The organism is Limnohabitans sp. Rim47, assembly GCF_001517545.1.
Taxonomy (GTDB): Bacteria; Pseudomonadota; Gammaproteobacteria; order Burkholderiales; family Burkholderiaceae_C; genus Limnohabitans_A.
Map to the genome: position 1 here is coordinate 283,028 of NZ_FBYA01000002.1, position 18,471 is coordinate 301,498.

Here is an 18,471-nt window from a genome sequence, read left to right on the forward strand (position 1 = left end):
AGTTCAGAAAGACGACATGACGCCCCCTGTGCCCTCCGACCGAGCCGAATTTCTCCAGATTCAGAACCTGGTCAAGCGATTTGACAGCGTGACCGCGGTCGACGATGTGTCGCTGAACATTGGCAAAGGTGAAATCTTTGCCTTGCTTGGCAGCTCCGGTTGCGGCAAGTCGACCTTGCTGCGCATGTTGGCTGGGTTTGAGACGCCTTCGGCAGGTCAGATTTTTTTGGGCGGCCAAGACATCAGCCAGCTGCCGCCTTATGAGCGCCCCATCAACATGATGTTCCAGTCGTATGCGCTGTTTCCCCATCTGTCGGTGTGCGAAAACATCGCCTTTGGCCTGCGCCGCATGGGCATGGACAAAGACAGCATCAGCGAGCGCGTGCAAGCCATGCTCGACTTGGTGCAATTGCAAAAATTTGCCAGCCGCAAACCGCACCAACTGTCAGGCGGGCAGCAACAGCGTGTGGCCTTGGCCCGCAGCCTGGCCCGCAAACCCCAGCTGCTGCTGCTGGACGAGCCCTTGGGCGCATTGGACAAAAAACTGCGCGAGCAAACCCAGTTTGAACTGGTCAACATCATCGAATCAATTGGCGTGACGTGCGTGATGGTCACCCATGACCAAGAAGAGGCCATGACCATGGCTTCGCGCATCGCCGTGATGAGCCATGGCCGCATCTTGCAGCTGGGCAGCCCCACCGAGGTCTATGAAGCCCCCAGTTGCCGCTTTGTGGCCGATTTCATTGGCAATGTGAACCTGTTTGACGGGCACTTGTCGCGCACCGAGGCCAGCGAATCCGAGCTCACCACGCCGCAAGGCCGTTTCACGCTCGGCCATGGCACCTCTCACCCTTTGGGCATGGCGCTGGCATTGGCCGTTCGCCCAGAAAAAATCCAGATCGACAAACGCGCCCCGCTGGCCGGATCGGCTGAAACTGCCAATGTGGTCTCGGGCGTGGTGCGCGAAATCGCCTACATGGGCAGCTACAGCACTTATGTGGTGCAGTTGTCCGATCACAGCGTGATCAAGGTCACCCAGACCAACCGCAGCCGCAACCACGAAGGCGATATCGTGTGGGGCGACACCGTTTATTGCTCATGGGGCACCCAGGCCGGGGTGTTGTTGTCGTCATGATCCATTTGCTGTCTCAATTGGTGGAGCGCCTGCGCTTGGGGCGGCGCACGGTGCTGGGCATCCCCTTTGTGTGGTTGTGGGTGTTCTTTGCGGTGCCCTTTTTGATCCTGATGCGCCTGAGCGTGACCGACATGGGCGATCAGCTCAACCCCTTTGCCAGCTTGTTGTCGCACACCGAAGCCGGTGGCTGGAAAATGCATCTGAAGTTGAGCCACTACATCAGCCTGGTGGTCGATGACAGTGGTGAATTGGGCCAGACGCTGTACACCGAGTCGTATCTGCTGTCGCTGAAATACGCTTTTTGGACCACGTTTTTTTGCCTGCTGCTGGGCTACCCCTTTGCCTACTTTTTGGCCAGATCGTCGGCCAACACGCGCCCTGTTTTGCTGCTGATGGTGATGCTGCCTTTTTGGACATCGTTTTTGCTGCGCGTGTATGCCTGGAAAGGCATCTTGGCCGACCAGGGGATCATCAACAACGCGCTGATCGCCTTGGGCCTGATCACCGAGCCGGTGCAAATGCTTTACACCGACATTTCGATGCTGGTGGGCATGACCTATGTTTACCTGCCCTTCATGGTGTTGCCGCTGTACGCCACACTGGTCAAGCTGGACACCCGATTGCTCGAAGCGGCGTATGACTTGGGCGCCAGCCCTTGGAAGGCGTTTTGCTTGATCACCGTACCGCTCAGCCGTGCTGGCATCGTGGCGGGCTCGATGCTGGTGTTCATCCCGTGCTTGGGTGAATTTGTGATTCCCTCGCTGCTCGGTGGTGCCGAAAACGTGATGATCGGCCGTGTGGTTTGGGATGAAATGTTCAGCAGCAACAACTGGCCGCGCGCTTCAGCACTGGCCATCATGATGATTTTGTGGGTTGTCATTCCGCTGGCTTGGTACAACGCCCGGGTCTCCCGTCAGGCCCAAGAGGAGCGAGCATGATGCGCCACATCCAAGCCCACATTGGCAAAGTGTGGATGAGCTGCATCTACGCCTTTTTGTACGCACCCTTGGCGTTCTTGGTGGTGTTTTCTTTCAACAGCACCCGACAAGACAGCCATTTCACGGGCTTTTCTTGGCGCTGGTACGAAGCGCTGGCCCGCGACTCGCGACTGCTCGAAGGGTTTTGGCTCTCGCTCAAAGTGGCGGTGATCAGCGCCTCTTTCTCGGTGGTGTTGGCCACCTTGGCCGCCTATGCACTGGTGCGTTACACCCGTTTCAAAGGCCGCAACCTGTTCAGTGCCATGCTCAATGCCCCACTGGTCATGCCCGAAGTGATCATTGGCCTGTCGCTGCTGCTGCTGTCGGTGGGCACACAGCGCGTTTTTGGCTGGCCCGAACGCGGCATGACCACCATCGTGCTCGGCCATGTGCTCTTGGGCATGGCTTATGCCACCGTGGTGATCCAGTCACGCTTGAAAGAAATGGACCGCTCGATCGAAGAAGCTGCCATGGACTTGGGGTGCAAGCCCAGTCAGGTGTTTTTTCTGGTGACTCTGCCCAACATCTCTCAAGCGCTGTTGGCCGCCTGGCTGCTGACGTTCACCTTGTCATTTGACGATGTGGTCGTCTCAGAGTTTTTGTCGGGTCCGGGCGTAACCACCTTGCCGCAGGTCATCTTCAGTTACGCCAGACGGGGGGTCAACCCCTCCATTTACGCAGCGGCCAGCCTGCTCATGCTGGTGGTGACCTTGGCGGTCATCGGCTTTGGCATTTACACCGCGCGGCAGGCACACAAGGCCCGGGTGTCAAACGGCGCCTAAGCCGAAAGCTACCCGTTAAGGGCCTCGGTTTAAAGGGTCGGCAAATAAACCCAGACCTGAAAAGCCAGCAAGCTCATGATGAAACCCATGCCCAAATAAAGCAGGATTTGCAGCAAAGCATTGGTGCGACGTTGCTCTGCCAGCAATTTATCCAGCTGACGAGCGTCTTGTTGACGCGGTCTTTGCAGGTACTCGTGCAACAAGCGTGGCAACTGGGGCAGCAGCTTGGCGTAATGCGGTGCTTGGTCTTTCAACTGCTCCAGCAATTTCTTGGGGCCAATCTGGTCCAGCATCCATTTTTCCAAGAAGGGCTTGGCTGTGCTCCACAAGTCTAATTCGGGGTCGAGCTGGCGACCCAGGCCCTCGATGTTGAGCAGAGTTTTTTGCAGCAAGACCAGCTGAGGCTGAATCTCGACCTGGAAACGGCGAGAAGTCTGGAACAAGCGCATCAATACCATGCCCAGTGAGATTTCTTTGAGTGGGCGATCGAAATACGGTTCGCACACCGCACGGATGGCCGACTCCAACTCATCCACACGGGTGTCTGCGGGCACCCAGCCCGATTCGATGTGCAGCTCGGCCACGCGTTTGTAATCGCGGCGGAAAAATGCCGTGAAGTTTTGCGCCAGATACTCTTTGTCGTATTCGGTGAGCGTGCCCACGATGCCGAAGTCCAAGGAGATGTAGCGGCCAAACGTCTCGGGTGCCAAGCTGACCTGGATGTTGCCCGGGTGCATATCGGCATGGAAAAAACCGTCGCGGAACACCTGGGTAAAAAACAAGGTCACGCCATCGCGGGCCAGCTTGGGAATGTCCACACCAGCGGCACGCAGGCGCTCCACATGACTGATGGGCACACCGTTCATGCGCTCCATCACGATCACCTCGGGCTGACAGAAGTCCCAGATCATCTCAGGGATCAGCACCAGATCAAGGCCCTGCATGTTGCGACGCAGCTGGGCCGCATTGGCGGCTTCGCGCACCAAATCGAGCTCATCGTTCAGGTATTTGTCGAATTCGGCCACCACTTCGCGGGGCTTGAGCCGTTTGCCGTCCGCGCTCAGGTTTTCAACCCAGCCGGCCATCATGCGCATCAGGCTCAGGTCTTTTTGAATCACCGGCAGCATGCCGGGACGCAACACCTTCACCGCCACTTCGCGAAGTTCGCCCGACTTGCTGCGCAAGGTGGCAAAGTGGACCTGCGCAATGGAGGCGCTGGCCACGGGCTGACGTTCAAAGCTTTCAAAAACTTCGTCCACCGGTTTATGAAATGCACGTTCAATGGTGGCCACAGCGATGTCGGAGCTGAAAGGCGGCACGCGATCCTGCAACTTCGCCAGCTCTTCAGCGATGTCCAAAGGCAACAAATCACGCCGGGTAGAAAGCACCTGACCGAACTTCACAAAGATGGGCCCCAGCCGCTCCAGCGCCTCGCGCAAACGCTCGGCACGGGGAGACCTCAGGTCACGGCCCAGCGACAGAATCCGGGCCAACAGTCGAATCCAGGGTTTTCGAAAACTGGAGAGCACCAGCTCATCCAGGCCGTAGCGCAGGACGATGAAGACAATGAACGCGCCGCGACCGATGCGGCTCATGCTGCAGCACCGACTGACGTGCCCGGGGCGCGCTGGGCGACAAAACCGCGCAGCGCTTGCATGGCTTTGCGTGCAGCCTGCGCAAGGGTATGGGCTGCAGCATCTCCCACCAAACGGGCCAGGTCTTCTTCGGCGTCCCAGCGCACATGGTCGATCAACCAGTTGACTTCAGCCGCCAGTTGCACATCGCCCTCGATGCGAACTTTGGGTTTGTCACCCCGCGCCAGGGCCGAGGCCAAAGAGACAGGCGACTCCTCGGTCACAGACAAGCGCAAATCAAAGCCGTCAAAACGACCCCGCTCCAACAAACCCGCCGGGGTGGGCGTGATCTGAAGCTGGATACGGTCCCAGACCAGCTCGATGCGCTGGCCTTTTTGCCGAGCCAAGCGGGCCATGGCCTCAGGTTCGCTCATCAATACGTGGTTGAGGAAAAGTACGAGACGGTTGACCGACTCATCAACCACCCAAGCCGGGGGTTGAAAATTCGCAGCCATTTGGCTGACCATATCGGGAAGAGCCTGAGTGGCCCATGAAAAAGGGGACTGTGTTGCCATAGTCCCCGATTATTCCCGAAAGCGGAGCCCCATTCGGGGCCAGGCTTTATTGGAGTGCTTGCACGCCAGCGACCAACCAGCCGCCGCCTTGTTTGGATTTGGTCATGTTCCAGACTTCACGGAATGAGCTGGGGCCTGCGGACGCGTCTTCGCGGATCATGCCGTTGAACTCGACGCTGGCCAAATAAACATCGGCCTGCTCTTCAATACCCAGCAACTGGGCTTCCAGCATGACCACTTCGGTCTTGTTGGGCTGGCCGGGGAACTGGCTTTCACGTTCGGCCAACTGGCTGCGGATCTCGGACACCATGGTGTCGGTCATCATGGAACGCAGCATGGCAATGTCCGAGCGGTCCCAGGCGTCTTGCAAAGTCACAAAATTGCGCTTGGCTGCCGTGACGAAACTGTCCACGTCAAATCCGGCGGGAATACCCCAAGCTTGATTGCCACTCAGGGCTGAGCCAATCATGGAGCCGGTGCTGGCCTCGACAGCCGAGCTCTCAAAGCGGGTGTTTTGGCCTTCCCAAGGACGAGCCGAAGCGTCGTTGCCCACTTTTTCTGGGTTGTACTGCTTGAATGATGCAGGCTGATCAGCCGAGGTACCCGCACCTTGATAAGCGAAACCGCCTTGGTTGCCCGATACCGCATTGCGCCGTGAGCGCATGAACATGCCAATCGCGGCCATCACAGCCACACCGATCAACAACGCCATCAGGACGTTGCCAAAGGCACCGCCCATCCCCAAGGAATGGGCCAGCCAAGCCAGGCCGAGGCCTGCGGCCAAGCCACCCAGCATGGCACCCCAAGGCTTCTTGGGCGCAGCGGGGGCGGGTGCAGCAGCCGGCTTGGCGGCGTTGGCAGTTGCGGCATTTTGGGCAGGTGCAGCGGGCGTTTGAGGCGCTGCATCACGTTTGGTGACCTGATTCGATTGCTGGCCAATGGACTTGCCACCCCCCATGCGGCGGGCGGCTTCGGCATTGAGGCTACCCAGGGCCAATACGCCTGCGAGCATCAGTGTCATCAACTTGTTCATGGTGTCTCCAACTTCGGTCCAAAAATTGATCAAATGAGCATCAACATTTGATACCCATGTGTAAGGCTACCACCCCGGCCGACAAATTGTGAAAATCGACATGGCCAAATCCGCTGCTTTTCATAAGGGTTTTCAGCTCATCCTGGCTGGGGTGCATCCGGATGGATTCGGCCAGATAACGGTAACTGTCGGCATCACCCGCCACCAGCTTGCCCATGTGCGGCAAGATCTTGAAGCTGTACCAGTCGTAGACCTTCTCCAGCGGCTTGGCCACTTTGGAAAACTCCAGCACCAGCAATTTGCCACCGGGCTTGAGCACGCGGCACATCTCCTTGAGTGCCACATCTTTGTGCGTCATGTTGCGCAAGCCAAAGGCCACGCTGACCACGTTGAAGTGCTTGTCGGGGAACGGTAACTTCTCGGCATCGCACACCAGCGTGGGCAGCGCAAGCCCCAGGTCAACCAGGCGGTCGCGTCCGGTGGAGAGCATGGCTTCGTTGATGTCGGTGTGGACCACACGCCCGGTGGCCCCCACTTTTTTGGCAAACGCCATCGACAAGTCGCCTGTGCCGCCCGCGATGTCCAGCACCTGATCGCCCTCTTTGAGGTTGGCCACCTGCACGGTGTAGGCCTTCCACACGCGGTGCAAGCCCATCGACATCAGGTCGTTCATCACGTCGTATTTGGACGCGACAGAGTCAAACACGCCGCGGACGTGCTGGGCTTTTTCTTTTTCGTCGACGGTCTTGAAACCGAAATGGGTGGTGCTCATGGCAACTCTTTCAACCTGAAATTCAATGGCTATGACCGCAGCTGCTGCCCGCTTTTTCGAACATGGGCGCATCACGACTGACCCCCGCAGCTTGCAGGCGGTCTTCATATTGTTGCCACAGCGCGTCTTGCTGAGAGCCCAAAAAATACAGGTATTCCCAAGTAAAAAGTCCCGACTCATGGCCGTCTGAAAAAGTGGGTTTGACCGCGTAATTGCCCACGGGCTCGATCTCAGCAATCGACACGTTGCGTTTGCCCGTTTGCAGCACTTCCTGGCCCGGGCCGTGGCCCTGTACCTCGGCCGATGGCGAGTACACGCGCATCAACTCGAACGGGATGCGGAACTGCGCCCCGTCAGAAAAGCCGATTTCCAGCACCTTGCTCTGACCATGCACCGTCAATGACTCGGGTGTGGGGGTTTCTTTTTTCAATCCGGCCATGTTCTGCTTTCAGCGGTTAAACCAACACACGTTCAATGCCACCGGCATTGGCAGCGCTCACGTACTCAGGCATCCAGTTCTCACCCAGGATGTGCTTGGCCATCTCGACCACGATGTAGTCGGCTTCAAGAAGGCCATTTTTCATGTCATCGCCAAAGCGCGACAAACCTTGCAGGCAGCTGGGGCAACTGGTCAGGATCTTGACGTTGGCTTGCGGGGCCAGGGCACCGCTCGAACGCAAAGCGGCTTCGCCCTTGAGCAACTCCTCTTCTTTGCGGAAACGAACCTGGGTCGAGATGTCGGGGCGCGTCACGCCCAGCGTGCCCGACTCGCCACAGCAACGCTTGCTTTCGATCACGTTGTCACCCATCAAGGCCTTGACGGTTTTCATGGGCTCTTGCTGCTTCATGGGGCTGTGGCAAGGGTCGTGGTACAGATAAGCACCGCCCGCATCCAGCTTCATGCCTTTTTCGAGCAGGAACTCATGGATGTCGATGATGCGGCAGCCAGGGAAAATCTTGTCAAACTCGTAACCCTGCAGCTGGTCGTAGCAGGTGCCGCAGCTGACCACCACCGTCTTGATGTCCAAGTAGTTGAGCGTGTTCGCCACCCGGTGGAACAGCACGCGGTTGTCGGTGATGATTTTTTCGGCCTTGTCGAACTGGCCCGAGCCTTTTTGCGGGTAGCCGCAGCACAGGTAGCCCGGTGGCAACACGGTCTGCACGCCCACATGCCAGAGCATGGCCTGGGTGGCCAAACCCACCTGGCTGAACAGGCGCTCGGAGCCACAGCCCGGGAAGTAAAACACCGCCTCGGATTCCGAAGAAGTGGCTTTCGGGTCGCGGATGATCGGCACGTAATCGTTGTCTTCGATGTCGAGCAAAGCACGCGCTGTTTTCTTGGGCAAGTTGCCCGGCATCTTTTTGTTGATGAAGTGGATCACCTGCTCTTTGATGGGCGCGGTGCCCACCGATGCAGGTGGCGCACTGGTTTGCTTGCGGGCCACGCCCTTGAGCAAACCGGCCACAAAGCGCTGCGCACGCATGCCGACACCCACCATGGCGGCTCGCGCCAGCTTGATGGTTTCGGGGTTGGTCGCGTTGAGCATGAACATGGCCGCGGCATTGCCAGGACGGAAGCTCTTTTGCCCCATCTTGCGCAACAGGTTGCGCATGTTCATCGACACTTCGCCAAAGTCGATGTTCACCGGGCAAGGCGTCAGGCACTTGTGGCAAACGGTGCAGTGGTCGGCCACGTCTTCAAACTCTTGCCAGTGCTTGATGGAAATGCCCCGGCGGGTTTGCTCCTCGTACAGGAAAGCCTCGACCAGCAACGAGGTCGCCAGAATTTTGTTGCGTGGGCTGTACAGCAAATTGGCACGTGGCACATGCGTGGCGCACACGGGCTTGCACTTGCCGCAACGCAAGCAGTCTTTCACGCTGGCGGCAATTTCGCCAATGTCCGACTGCTGCATGATCAGCGACTCATGGCCCATCAGGCCAAAGCTGGGGGTGTAGGCGTGCGTCAAATCGGCCGCGTGCACATCGTCACCCAGTCCGGTCAGGGCCGCGCCGCGGAGCAGCTTGCCTTTGTTGAAGCGGCCTTGCGGGTCCACCTTGGCCTTGTAAGCGGTGAAGTTGGCCAACTCGGCGTCGGTCAAAAACTCCAGTTTGGTGATGCCAATGCCGTGTTCGCCCGAAATCACGCCATCCAGGCTGCGGGCCAGCACCATGATGCGGGCCACTGCTTCGTGGGCGGTTTGCAACATCTCGTAGTTGTCACTGTTGACCGGGATGTTGGTGTGCACATTGCCGTCACCGGCATGCATGTGCAGCGCCACCCATACCCGGCCCTTGAGCACGCGCTGGTGGATGGCATTGACTTCGGTCAGGATCGGCAAAAAGGCCGAGCCGGAAAAGATGTTCTGGAAAGCTGGGCGGATTTGCGTCTTCCAGCTGGCCCGCAAAGTGTGGTCTTGCAACTGGGGGAACAAGGCATCCACTTGCGTCAGCCAGCCTTGCCACTGCGCTTGCACCTCGCGCACCACCGCCAAGGCTTGCGCCACGCGGTCTTCCAAGAGCTCGGCCGAAGCGATCTCGTTGGCGTCGTCTTGCTTTCCCAAAGGCAAGTTGCCACGCTCCAAAAAGGCTTCGAGTTCACGGCAAAAGTGCAGCTTGTTGCGCAAGCTCAATTCGATGTTGATTCGCTCGATGCCGTCGGTGTACTCGGCCATACGAGGCAGCGGGATCACCACGTCTTCGTTGACCTTGAAGGCATTGGTGTGGCGCGAGATGGCGGCCGTTTTCTTGCGGTCTAGCCAGAACTTCTTGCGAGCCTCGGGGCTGATGGCGATGAAGCCTTCGCCGCTGCGCGAATTCGCAATGCGCACGATCTCAGACGTGGCCTTGGCCACATCGTCGGCGTTGTCGCCAGCGATGTCCCCGATCAGCACCATCTTGGGAAAGCCACCGCGCTTGGACTTGGTGGAATACCCCACCGCCCGCAAATAGCGGTCGTCCAGGTGCTCCAGGCCTGCCATCACGGTGCCCGTGCGCTTTTGCTCGGCAAACATGAAGTCTTTGATCTCGACGATGCTCGGCACAGCCTCGCGGGCGTGACCAAAGAACTCCATGCACACGGTGCGGGTGTGTGTGGGCATGCGGTGCACGACCCAGCGGGCGCTGGTGATCAGGCCGTCGCAGCCTTCTTTTTGCACGCCGGGCAGCCCGCTCAAGAACTTGTCGGTCACGTCTTTGCCCAGACCTTCTTTGCGGAATGTCTTGCCCGGGATCACCAAGGTTTCGGTGCGGATCGGGGTTTTGCCATCGGCCTTGAAATAGCGCAGCTCAAAAGTGGCCACTTCGGCGTCGTGGATCTTGCCCATGTTGTGGTCCATGCGCACCACGTCCAGCCATTCCGCATCGGGGGTGACCATGCGCCAGCTGGCCAGGTTGTCGAGCGCCGTACCCCAAAGCACCGCTTTTTTGCCACCCGCGTTCATGGCGATGTTGCCGCCAATGCAGCTGGCTTCGGCCGAAGTTGGGTCCACCGCAAAGACAAAACCGCCGCGCTCGGCCGCATCGGCCACGCGCTGGGTGACCACACCGGCTTCGGTATAAATGGTCGGAATTGGGTGGGCGATACCGGGCAGGTCGATCATCTCGACCTCGGTCATGGCTTCGAGCTTTTCGGTGTTGATGACCGCGCTCTTCCAGGTCAGCGGGATCGCGCCACCGGTATAACCTGTGCCGCCGCCCCGAGGGACGATGGTCAGGCCCAGGTCGATACAGCCTTTGACCAGTCCGGCCATCTCGGTCTCGGAGTCGGGGGTCAGCACCACAAAGGGGTATTCCACGCGCCAGTCGGTCGCGTCGGTCACGTGGCTCACCCGCGAGAGGCCGTCGAACTTGATGTTGTCCTTGGCCGTCAGGCGCCCCAAGGTCTTTTGCACTTGGCTGCGCAGCTTGGCCATTCGCACGAAACGTTCGCTGAATTGCGTCACCGCCTGCGTGGCCAAATCCAGCAACTGGCCCACCAAAGCATCGCGAGAGGCATCTGCCTCGGGGGTGCGGCGCTTTTGCACCTCACCCAAGCGGTGCTGCAAGGCCTCGACCAGCAGTTTGCGGCGGCCGGGGTTGTCCAGCAGATCGTCTTGCAAATAAGGGTTGCGCTCGACCACCCAAATGTCACCCAGCACCTCGTACAACATGCGAGCCGAACGGCCTGTGCCACGCTCTTGACGCAGTTGGTTGAGCAATCCCCAGGCAGGCTCCCCCAGCAAACGCACCACGATTTCGCGGTCAGAAAAGCTCGTGTAGTTGTAGGGAATCTCGCGCAGGCGAGGCGCATCGGCATCGGCTTGCATCAAATGTTGGAGCGTGGTGGGTGCATTCATAGGGATGGGCGCGGTCAAATGCGTTCTAAAAACGCGGTCAGCCAGACCTGGACGGGGCGTCAAACCGGCTGGGGGTGAATGTTACCGCAGTGCAACAAACACACGCCGAACAGAGGGACACCAGTCGCCCAAGGCTCTGGGCGTCATGGAAACCCCGGGTTGTCACAAATTGGTCATGCTATTTAAATACTTTGGCCATGAACCAGTGCCACACTCGCGCTGGGATTTGCTTACTTTTTAAGCAAGACACTCATTTCTTCAGGAATTGCCATGAAACTCAAACTGACTCTTTCCGCTTTGGCCTTGAGCTTGGCCAGCCTTTCTGCCCAAGCCCAAACCGAAATCCAGTGGTGGCACTCCATGGGCGGCGCCTTGGGCGAGTGGGTCAACGACCTGGCCAAGGACTTCAACGCCAGCCAAAAGGACTACAAAATCGTACCCACCTTCAAAGGCAGCTACGACGAATCCATGACCGCAGCGATTGCCGCTTACCGAGCAGGCAACGCGCCGCACATCCTGCAGGTGTTTGAAGTGGGCACCGCCACCATGATGGCCAGCAAGGGTGCCATCGTGCCAGTGGGCAAGGTCATGACCGATGCCGGCCTGAAATTCGACCAAAACGCCTATGTGCCCGCCGTGGCCGGTTACTACACCGCGCCCAACGGCCAGATGCTGAGCTTCCCGTTCAACAGCTCCACCCCTGTTTTTCATTACAACAAGGACGCCTTCAAGGCCGCGGGCCTGGACCCCAACACGCCGCCCACCACCTGGCCTGAGGTGGCGCTGGCTGCTGCCAAGCTCAAGGCCAGCGGCCACAAGTGCCCCTTCACCACCAGCTGGATCAGCTGGACGCAGCTGGAAAGCTTCTCGGCCTGGCACAACACCGAATTTGCCACCAAGGGCAACGGCATGCGCGGCATGGACGCACGTCTGAGCTTCAACACCCCCTTGCATGTGCGCCACATCGACAACCTGGCCAACATGGCCAAGCAGGGCCTGTTTGTCTACAAAGGCCGCGGTAACGCAGCTGACGCCACCTTTGTCTCAGGCGAATGCGCCATGGCCACCGGCTCATCTGCGCTGTATGGCAGCGTGGTGCGCAACGGCAAATTTGGCTACGGCATCGGCACCCTGCCTTATTACCCTGACGTGAACGGCGCACCGCAAAACACCGTGATCGGCGGTGCCAGCCTGTGGGTGATGAGCGGCAAGAAAGCGCCTGAATACAAAGGTGTGGCCCAGTTCTTTGCTCACCTGTCCAAGGCCGATGTGGCCGCGGCCAGCCACCAGCGCACGGGCTACCTGCCGGTCACCACGGCCTCTTTCGAGTTGACCGAGAAGGCCGGTTTCTACAAAAAGAACCCCGGCACCGACGTTTCGGTGACGCAGATGATCCGCAAAACCACCGACAAGTCGCGTGGCGTGCGTCTGGGTAACTTTGTGCAAATCCGCACCATCATTGACGAGGAACTCGAAGGCGTGTGGAGCGGTAAAAAGGGCACCAAGGAAGCCCTGGACATGGCCATCAAACGCGGCAACGAACAACTCGAACGCTTCGAAAAAGCCAACAAGTGATGCAACGCTGATGCCCCATGCGCCCACCGGGGCGGTGGGCATGGCGCAAAAGCAGAGGCAGCGCCTCTGCTTTTGCGCATTTTGGGCGGATACTTTTGCATGGGCGTTTTTAACGCCGCCATTCTGATCTGACACTTCACACGCAGGCCTTGCAAAGCATTTATGGAAAAACGCGTCCGTTTCAAATCCCGCTGGCTACCGTGGCTGCTGATTGCGCCGCAGCTGAGCATCGTTTTGGTTTTCTTTTTCTGGCCTGCCGGGCAAGCGCTTTACCAAAGCGTGGTGCAAGAAGATGCCTTTGGCGCATCCCGGGAATTTGTGGGCATGGAGAACTTCTCCCGACTCTGGCACGACAGCGGCTATCTGGAATCGTTTAAAACCACCGCCGTGTTTTCACTTTTAGTGGCCGTGGTGGGCTTGTCGGTGTCGTTGCTGCTGGCCGTGATGGCGGACCGCGTCGGGCGTGGCGCGGGCCTGTACAAAACGCTGTTGATCTGGCCCTATGCGGTGGCCCCGGTCGTGGCTGGCGTGTTGTGGCTGTTCATGTTTGCCTCGCCCATGGGCGTGGTGGGCTATGCGCTGCGGTCCATCGGCATCGAGTGGAACCACCTGCTCAACCCCAACCACGCCATGGCACTCATCGTGATGGCTGCGGTCTGGAAGCAAATTTCCTATAACTTTCTGTTTTTTCTGGCGGGTTTGCAATCCATTCCCAAATCACTCATCGAAGCGGCGGCCATTGACGGGGCCAGCCCCTGGCGACGCTTCTGGACCATCGTGTTCCCGCTTTTGTCGCCCACCACCTTCTTTTTGCTGGTGATCAACATCGTTTACGCCTTCTTTGACACCTTTGCCATCGTGGATGCCACCACTCACGGCGGGCCGGGCAAGGACACGGCCATACTGGTTTACAAGGTGTATTACGACGGCTTCAAGGCCATGGACATGGGCAGCTCGGCGGCGCAGTCGGTGGTGCTGATGGTGATCGTGGTGGCCCTCACCGTCTTGCAGTTCAAATTTGTCGAGAAGAAAGTTCAATACTGACATGATCGAACGACGCCCCGGCCTGCAGATCCTGCGGCATATCATCTTGCTCATTGGCGTGGCCATAGTGGCCTTCCCGCTGTACCTGACTTTTGTCGGCTCGACCCAAACCGCCCAACAAATCAACCAGAGCGTGCCCATGTCGCTGCTGCCGGGTGGCCACTTTTGGGAGACTTACCGCCTAACCCTGTTTGGCGGCCCCAACTCACAAGGCAGCCCGCTGCCCGCCATGTGGCCCATGATGCAGATCAGCCTGGTCAGCGCCCTGGGCATTGCGATTGGCAAGATCGCCATCTCGCTGCTGTCGGCCTTTGCCATCGTGTATTTCCGCTTTCCGCTGCGCAATCTGGTGTTCTGGATGATCTTTGTCACCCTGATGTTGCCGGTCGAGGTGCGCATCAGCCCCACTTACGAGGTGGTGGCGGGTCTTGGCATGCTCAACAGCTTTGCTGGGCTCACGGTGCCACTGATCGCCTCGGCCACAGCCACTTTTTTATTCAGGCAATTTTTTCTGACCATTCCAGACGAGCTGGTTGAGGCCGCCCGCATGGACGGGGCCGGGCCAATGCGCTTTTTCAAGGATGTGCTGCTGCCCCTGTCGGCCACCAACATCGCGGCGCTGTTTGTCATCCAGTTCATTTATGGCTGGAACCAATACCTGTGGCCACTGCTGGTGACCACCAGCGAAGACATGTACCCAGTGGTGCTGGGCATCAAGCGCCTGATTTCGGGCGAGTCATGGACCGAATGGAACGTGGTCATGGCCGCCGCCATCCTGGCCATGCTGCCACCGGCACTGGTCGTGGTGCTGATGCAAAAATGGTTCGTCAAAGGCCTGGTTGACACGGAAAAGTAATTACACCGGGGACAGACCAATGCGAAGCGTTGCTCTGTCCCCGTCAAATTAAAAACCCGGGGACAGACCAATGCGAAGCGTTGCTCTGTCCCCGTCTGAATAAACCGAGGGACAGACCACTGCGAAGCGTTGCTCTGTCCCCGTCAAATTAGTAAAAAAATCATGGCTTCCATCACCCTCTCCCACATCCTCAAAACCTATGGCACTGGGGCCAAGGCCAACACCGTTATCCACGACCTGAGCGCCAACATCAGCGACGGTGAATTTGTGGTCATCGTCGGGCCTTCGGGCTGTGGCAAATCCACCTTGCTGCGCATGGTGGCGGGCCTCGAAGACATCTCGGGCGGCACCATCTCGATCGGCTCTCGCGTGGTCAATGATCTGGAACCCGCTGAGCGCGACATTGCCATGGTGTTCCAGAACTACGCGCTTTACCCGCACATGAGCGTGTTCGACAACATGGCCTATGGCCTGAAGATCGCCAAACGACCGATCGAAGAAATCAAGGCCCGTGTGGACAAGGCCGCCGGCATTCTGGAACTCTCGCACCTGCTGCAGCGCAAGCCCCGCGAGCTGTCAGGAGGTCAGCGCCAGCGCGTGGCCATGGGCCGAGCCATCGTGCGCCAGCCGCAGGTATTTTTGTTTGACGAGCCGCTGTCCAACCTCGACGCCAAACTGCGTGCGCAGACCCGGCTGGAGATTCAAAAACTGCACCGCGAATTGGGCATCACCAGCCTGTTCGTCACGCACGACCAGGTCGAAGCCATGACACTGGCCCAGCGCATGATCGTGATGAACGGCGGTCACATGGAGCAATTTGGCACGCCCGAGGAGGTCTACAACCGACCCGCCAGCACCTTTGTGGCCAGCTTCATCGGCTCGCCGCCCATGAACTTGCTACGGCACGCCCCGGGCACCGCCGAAAATCGCATTTTGGGCATTCGGCCCGAGCACCTGGACATCACACCCGTTCAAAACGTCGGCGGATGGTCATTGACCGCCGACACGGTGGAACTGCTCGGTGCAGAGCGCCTGGTGCACGCCCGTTTGGGTGATGAAACCCTCACCTTGCGACTGGACGAATCGGTTGCGCCACCGCAACCAGGCCAAAGCTTTTGGGCCACGCCCCGCGCCGACCGGGTGCACTGGTTTGACGCCCAGACCCAAAAACGCATCGCCTGAACTGCCCATGACACACTGGCCCTACCCGCGCTGGATCGCCCACCGAGGCGCTGGCAAACTCGCTCCCGAAAACACCCTGGCCGCGTTTGAACTGGGCGCAACACACGGCTTTCGCATGTTCGAATGCGACGCCAAGCTCAGCGCCGACGGTGTGGTCTTCCTGATGCACGATGCCACACTGGAACGCACCACCAACGGCCAAGGCATTGGGGGCGAACAAAGCTGGCAAGCGCTGTCGCAGCTTGATGCGGGCAGCTGGCATTCGCGCCGCTATGCGGGCGAACCTTTGCCCACGCTTGAAGCGCTGGCCGGGTTTTGCCTGGCCCATGGCCACCACCTGAACATCGAGATCAAACCCACCCCGGGCACCGAAGCAGCCACAGGCGAAGCCGTGGCCCGTCTGGCTACCAGGCTCTGGCAAGGGGCCAAAGTGCCGCCGCTTTTGACCTCGTTCCAACCCGAGGCCTTGGCCACGGCCAAAGCGGTCGCCCCCCTGCTGCCAAGAGGCTTGCTGGTAGACACGCTGTGGCACGGCTGGTTTGAGAAAGCCCTTGAGCTGGACTGCGTGGCCGTGGTCGCCAACTACGCCCTGTGGGACACCGTCACCGTGGCCCAAGTGCACGGCGCAGGCCTGCGCTGCCTGAGCTACACCGTCAATGACCTCGATGCCGCCCAGCACCTGCTGACCCTGGGCACCGACGGCATCATCACCGACCGGGTGGATCTGTTCAGTCCGGCTTGATGCCTCTCAAAATGACCTGCAGGATATGACTGCGGTGTTTTGAGAGCAACGATCGCTTTAACGAACTGCTGACAAGGGGTTTATGAGCGTGTCCAGCCACGCAGCATCCACCACTCGGCAGTTGCTGTCACCAACACCAGCGCCATGTAGGTGCTCATTTTTCCATCGTTGCCTTGCAGCACCAGCCCTGCAACCAGCACCAGAACGCCCACCACAGCATGAACCAGCATGCGGCGCTTGACGGGTGTGCCGCCGACACCCATCACCCAACGCCCAGCCCAAGGCATCAGCAGCGCCATGGCCAGCGCTGGCAACACAAAATTGAACAAATGCAGGGTCAATTGCCAGACGGTCATGGGTCTTGAACGGTTGATGAACAGAGTGAGTGGGCGCGAAGTGCGCCGGCAATTGTGCACCCAAAGCACCCTCGTGTTGGATGTCTAACCGTCGCCACGAGGGGGTTTCTATAATCGGCGCATGGCAGTTTGGACTCTGGGCTTGAATCACACCACTGCGCCGCTGGATCTGCGCGGCCGGTTTGCCTTCGCCTTGGACCAACTGGCCCCCACTTTGCAGGGTTTGCGGGCCAATATGGCCTTGAACCTGGACCAAACACCCGAAGCGGCGATTTTGTCTACCTGCAACCGCACCGAAATTTATTGCGCCGCCGACCACCCGGCCACCGCCGACACCTTGCGCTGGTTGGCCCAGGCCGGTGGTGTCTCGACACAAGAACTCCAATCACACACTTACTTGCTCGAAGGCAACGAGGCCGCCCGGCACGCTTTTCGGGTGGCCAGCGGGCTGGACTCGATGGTCTTGGGTGAAGCGCAAATTTTGGGCCAGCTCAAAGACGCGGTGCGCGCTGCCGAACAGGCCGGTGCCTTGGGCAGCACGCTCAACCAGTTGTTCCAGCGCAGCTTTGCCGTGGCCAAAGAGGTGCGCACAGCCACCGAAATCGGGGCTCACTCGATCAGCATGGCCGCCGCCTCGGTGCGCTTGGCCAGCCAGCTGTTTGAAGACCTCAAAGACATCAAGGTGCTGTTTGTGGGCGCGGGCGAGATGATCGAGCTGGTGGTGACCCACTTTGCCGCCAAACAGCCAAAAGCCATGGCGATTGCCAACCGCAGCCTGGAGCGCGGCGAAAAACTCGCCAGCCGCTTTGGTGCCGAAGTCATGCGCTTGGCCGACCTGCCCGACCGTTTGCACGAATTTGATGCCGTCATCAGTTGCACCGCCAGCACCCTGCCCTTGATCGGCTTGGGCGCTGTCGAGCGGGCATTGAAAAAACGCAAGCACCGCCCCATGTTCATGGTCGACTTGGCGGTGCCACGCGACATCGAGCCCGAAGTCAAGGCGCTGGAGGACGTTTACCTCTACACCGTGGACGATCTGGCCAGCGTGGTCCAAGCGGGTCAGGCGCAACGCCAAGCCGCTGTTGCCGAGGCCGAAGTCATCATTGACGCGGGTGTACAAAGCTTCAGCCACTGGCTGGGACAACGCGATTTGGTGCCCCTGATCCAGCAATTACAGACCCAGGCCGATGCTTGGCGCGAGGCCGAACTGGCCCGCGCCCGAAAACTGCTAGCCAAAGGTGACGAGCCCGAGGCGGTGCTGGACGCCCTTGCCAAAGGCCTGACCCAAAAGATGCTGCACGGCGCTTTGGCCGAACTGCGCAGCGCCGACCCCGCCCACCGCGAGCTGACCATGCAGACGGTGCAGCGGCTGTTTTTGCGTCAAGAGCGTTAGCGGCTGGCACTGATCGCCCATCCGTGATCTGCCCCCGGCTCCACGAAAACACCCCCTTTTTTGTAGGAGCCAGCCTGCTGGCGATGGAGCCTGATGGTCGCCCGACCATCGCTTGCAGGCAAGCTCCTACAAAACGCGTCC

At 59.3% G+C, this 18,471-nt stretch carries 16 protein-coding genes; 9 read left to right on the forward strand and 7 right to left on the reverse strand.

Annotation, left to right across the window (positions count from 1 at the left end; all coding sequences use genetic code 11):
• Nucleotides 1-16: 16 nt before the first annotated feature.
• From BN3544_RS06240 to BN3544_RS06250, 3 genes are read left to right on the forward strand one after another with little or no spacing between them, the layout of a single operon-like run.
• A complete protein-coding gene (locus BN3544_RS06240; RefSeq protein ID WP_019430101.1) occupies nucleotides 17-1,135 on the forward strand; it encodes an ABC transporter ATP-binding protein in 1,119 nt (372 codons plus the stop codon).
• Nucleotides 1,132-2,073, forward strand: a complete 942-nt coding sequence (locus BN3544_RS06245) for an ABC transporter permease (RefSeq protein WP_019430102.1) — start codon at nucleotides 1,132-1,134, stop codon at nucleotides 2,071-2,073. The genes BN3544_RS06240 and BN3544_RS06245 overlap by 4 nt, the downstream gene beginning before the upstream one ends.
• Nucleotides 2,070-2,894: an ABC transporter permease gene (locus BN3544_RS06250; RefSeq protein WP_019430103.1), complete on the forward strand. Its 825-nt coding sequence runs from the start codon at nucleotides 2,070-2,072 to the stop codon at nucleotides 2,892-2,894. The genes BN3544_RS06245 and BN3544_RS06250 overlap by 4 nt, the downstream gene beginning before the upstream one ends.
• Before the next feature lie 29 nt (nucleotides 2,895-2,923).
• Here the strand turns inward: BN3544_RS06250 and ubiB are convergent, their stop codons facing one another.
• The 6 genes from ubiB to BN3544_RS06280 all read right to left on the reverse strand — a co-directional run bounded on the left by ubiB (nucleotide 2,924) and on the right by BN3544_RS06280 (nucleotide 11,182).
• Complete coding sequence (ubiB, locus tag BN3544_RS06255; protein WP_019430104.1) at nucleotides 2,924-4,489, reverse strand: ubiquinone biosynthesis regulatory protein kinase UbiB; 1,566 nt, start codon at nucleotides 4,487-4,489, stop codon at nucleotides 2,924-2,926.
• Nucleotides 4,486-4,902, reverse strand: a complete 417-nt coding sequence (locus BN3544_RS06260; protein WP_231733906.1) for a hypothetical protein — start codon at nucleotides 4,900-4,902, stop codon at nucleotides 4,486-4,488. The genes ubiB and BN3544_RS06260 overlap by 4 nt, the downstream gene beginning before the upstream one ends.
• Before the next feature lie 187 nt (nucleotides 4,903-5,089).
• Nucleotides 5,090-6,076 (reverse strand): Tim44 domain-containing protein, encoded by a 987-nt coding sequence (locus BN3544_RS06265; RefSeq protein ID WP_019430106.1) that lies wholly within the window; start codon nucleotides 6,074-6,076, stop codon nucleotides 5,090-5,092.
• A 40-nt stretch (nucleotides 6,077-6,116) separates the two neighbouring features.
• Entirely contained in the window at nucleotides 6,117-6,848 is a 732-nt protein-coding gene (gene ubiE / locus BN3544_RS06270) for a bifunctional demethylmenaquinone methyltransferase/2-methoxy-6-polyprenyl-1,4-benzoquinol methylase UbiE (RefSeq protein ID WP_019430107.1), read from the reverse strand.
• A gap of 22 nt (nucleotides 6,849-6,870) precedes the next feature.
• Nucleotides 6,871-7,287, reverse strand: a complete 417-nt coding sequence (locus BN3544_RS06275) for a gamma-butyrobetaine hydroxylase family protein (protein WP_019430108.1) — start codon at nucleotides 7,285-7,287, stop codon at nucleotides 6,871-6,873.
• Between the two features lie 16 nt (nucleotides 7,288-7,303).
• On the reverse strand, nucleotides 7,304-11,182 hold the full coding sequence (locus BN3544_RS06280) for a DUF3683 domain-containing protein (protein WP_019430109.1): 3,879 nt from the start codon (nucleotides 11,180-11,182) through the stop codon (nucleotides 7,304-7,306).
• Nucleotides 11,183-11,452: 270 nt separating this feature from the next.
• Between BN3544_RS06280 and ugpB the strand changes: the two genes are divergently transcribed.
• The 5 genes from ugpB to ugpQ all read left to right on the forward strand — a co-directional run bounded on the left by ugpB (nucleotide 11,453) and on the right by ugpQ (nucleotide 16,581).
• A complete protein-coding gene (ugpB, locus tag BN3544_RS06285) occupies nucleotides 11,453-12,757 on the forward strand; it encodes a sn-glycerol-3-phosphate ABC transporter substrate-binding protein UgpB (RefSeq protein WP_019430110.1) in 1,305 nt (434 codons plus the stop codon).
• Nucleotides 12,758-12,919: 162 nt separating this feature from the next.
• The gene (gene ugpA, locus BN3544_RS06290; RefSeq protein WP_019430111.1) at nucleotides 12,920-13,801 is read left to right on the forward strand and encodes a sn-glycerol-3-phosphate ABC transporter permease UgpA; all 882 of its coding nucleotides are present in this window, start codon (nucleotides 12,920-12,922) and stop codon (nucleotides 13,799-13,801) included.
• Between the two features lies 1 nt (nucleotide 13,802).
• Nucleotides 13,803-14,657, forward strand: a complete 855-nt coding sequence (gene ugpE / locus BN3544_RS06295; RefSeq protein WP_019430112.1) for a sn-glycerol-3-phosphate ABC transporter permease UgpE — start codon at nucleotides 13,803-13,805, stop codon at nucleotides 14,655-14,657.
• Between the two features lie 162 nt (nucleotides 14,658-14,819).
• Complete coding sequence (gene ugpC, locus BN3544_RS06300; RefSeq protein WP_019430113.1) at nucleotides 14,820-15,839, forward strand: sn-glycerol-3-phosphate ABC transporter ATP-binding protein UgpC; 1,020 nt, start codon at nucleotides 14,820-14,822, stop codon at nucleotides 15,837-15,839.
• 7 nt (nucleotides 15,840-15,846) lie between these two features.
• On the forward strand, nucleotides 15,847-16,581 hold the full coding sequence (gene ugpQ / locus BN3544_RS06305) for a glycerophosphodiester phosphodiesterase (protein ID WP_036075152.1): 735 nt from the start codon (nucleotides 15,847-15,849) through the stop codon (nucleotides 16,579-16,581).
• A gap of 80 nt (nucleotides 16,582-16,661) precedes the next feature.
• Here ugpQ and BN3544_RS06310 read toward each other — a convergent pair whose 3' ends face one another.
• The gene (locus BN3544_RS06310) at nucleotides 16,662-16,937 is read right to left on the reverse strand and encodes a hypothetical protein (protein WP_019430115.1); all 276 of its coding nucleotides are present in this window, start codon (nucleotides 16,935-16,937) and stop codon (nucleotides 16,662-16,664) included.
• A gap of 121 nt (nucleotides 16,938-17,058) precedes the next feature.
• On the opposite strand from BN3544_RS06310, the gene hemA reads away from it, so the two are divergent.
• Nucleotides 17,059-18,330, forward strand: coding sequence for a glutamyl-tRNA reductase (gene hemA / locus BN3544_RS06315; RefSeq protein ID WP_019430116.1), 1,272 nt, complete (start codon nucleotides 17,059-17,061; stop codon nucleotides 18,328-18,330).
• The last annotated feature ends 141 nt before the right edge of the window (nucleotides 18,331-18,471 follow it).

Excerpts from the sequence above, each read along its gene's own strand:
- ubiE (WP_019430107.1), bottom strand. The coding sequence starts at position 6,848 with ATGAGCACCACCCATTTCGGTTTCAAGACCGTCGACGAAAAAGAAAAA.
- ugpA (WP_019430111.1), top strand. The coding sequence starts at position 12,920 with ATGGAAAAACGCGTCCGTTTCAAATCCCGCTGGCTACCGTGGCTGCTG.
- hemA (WP_019430116.1), top strand. The coding sequence starts at position 17,059 with ATGGCAGTTTGGACTCTGGGCTTGAATCACACCACTGCGCCGCTGGAT.
- BN3544_RS06250 (WP_019430103.1), top strand. The coding sequence starts at position 2,070 with ATGATGCGCCACATCCAAGCCCACATTGGCAAAGTGTGGATGAGCTGC.
- BN3544_RS06280 (WP_019430109.1), bottom strand. The coding sequence starts at position 11,182 with ATGAATGCACCCACCACGCTCCAACATTTGATGCAAGCCGATGCCGAT.
- BN3544_RS06260 (WP_231733906.1), bottom strand. The coding sequence starts at position 4,902 with ATGAGCGAACCTGAGGCCATGGCCCGCTTGGCTCGGCAAAAAGGCCAG.
- ubiB (WP_019430104.1), bottom strand. The coding sequence starts at position 4,489 with ATGAGCCGCATCGGTCGCGGCGCGTTCATTGTCTTCATCGTCCTGCGC.
- ugpB (WP_019430110.1), top strand. The coding sequence starts at position 11,453 with ATGAAACTCAAACTGACTCTTTCCGCTTTGGCCTTGAGCTTGGCCAGC.
- BN3544_RS06245 (WP_019430102.1), top strand. The coding sequence starts at position 1,132 with ATGATCCATTTGCTGTCTCAATTGGTGGAGCGCCTGCGCTTGGGGCGG.
- BN3544_RS06310 (WP_019430115.1), bottom strand. The coding sequence starts at position 16,937 with ATGACCGTCTGGCAATTGACCCTGCATTTGTTCAATTTTGTGTTGCCA.
- ugpC (WP_019430113.1), top strand. The coding sequence starts at position 14,820 with ATGGCTTCCATCACCCTCTCCCACATCCTCAAAACCTATGGCACTGGG.
- ugpQ (WP_036075152.1), top strand. The coding sequence starts at position 15,847 with ATGACACACTGGCCCTACCCGCGCTGGATCGCCCACCGAGGCGCTGGC.
- BN3544_RS06275 (WP_019430108.1), bottom strand. The coding sequence starts at position 7,287 with ATGGCCGGATTGAAAAAAGAAACCCCCACACCCGAGTCATTGACGGTG.
- ugpE (WP_019430112.1), top strand. The coding sequence starts at position 13,803 with ATGATCGAACGACGCCCCGGCCTGCAGATCCTGCGGCATATCATCTTG.
- BN3544_RS06240 (WP_019430101.1), top strand. The coding sequence starts at position 17 with ATGACGCCCCCTGTGCCCTCCGACCGAGCCGAATTTCTCCAGATTCAG.
- BN3544_RS06265 (WP_019430106.1), bottom strand. The coding sequence starts at position 6,076 with ATGAACAAGTTGATGACACTGATGCTCGCAGGCGTATTGGCCCTGGGT.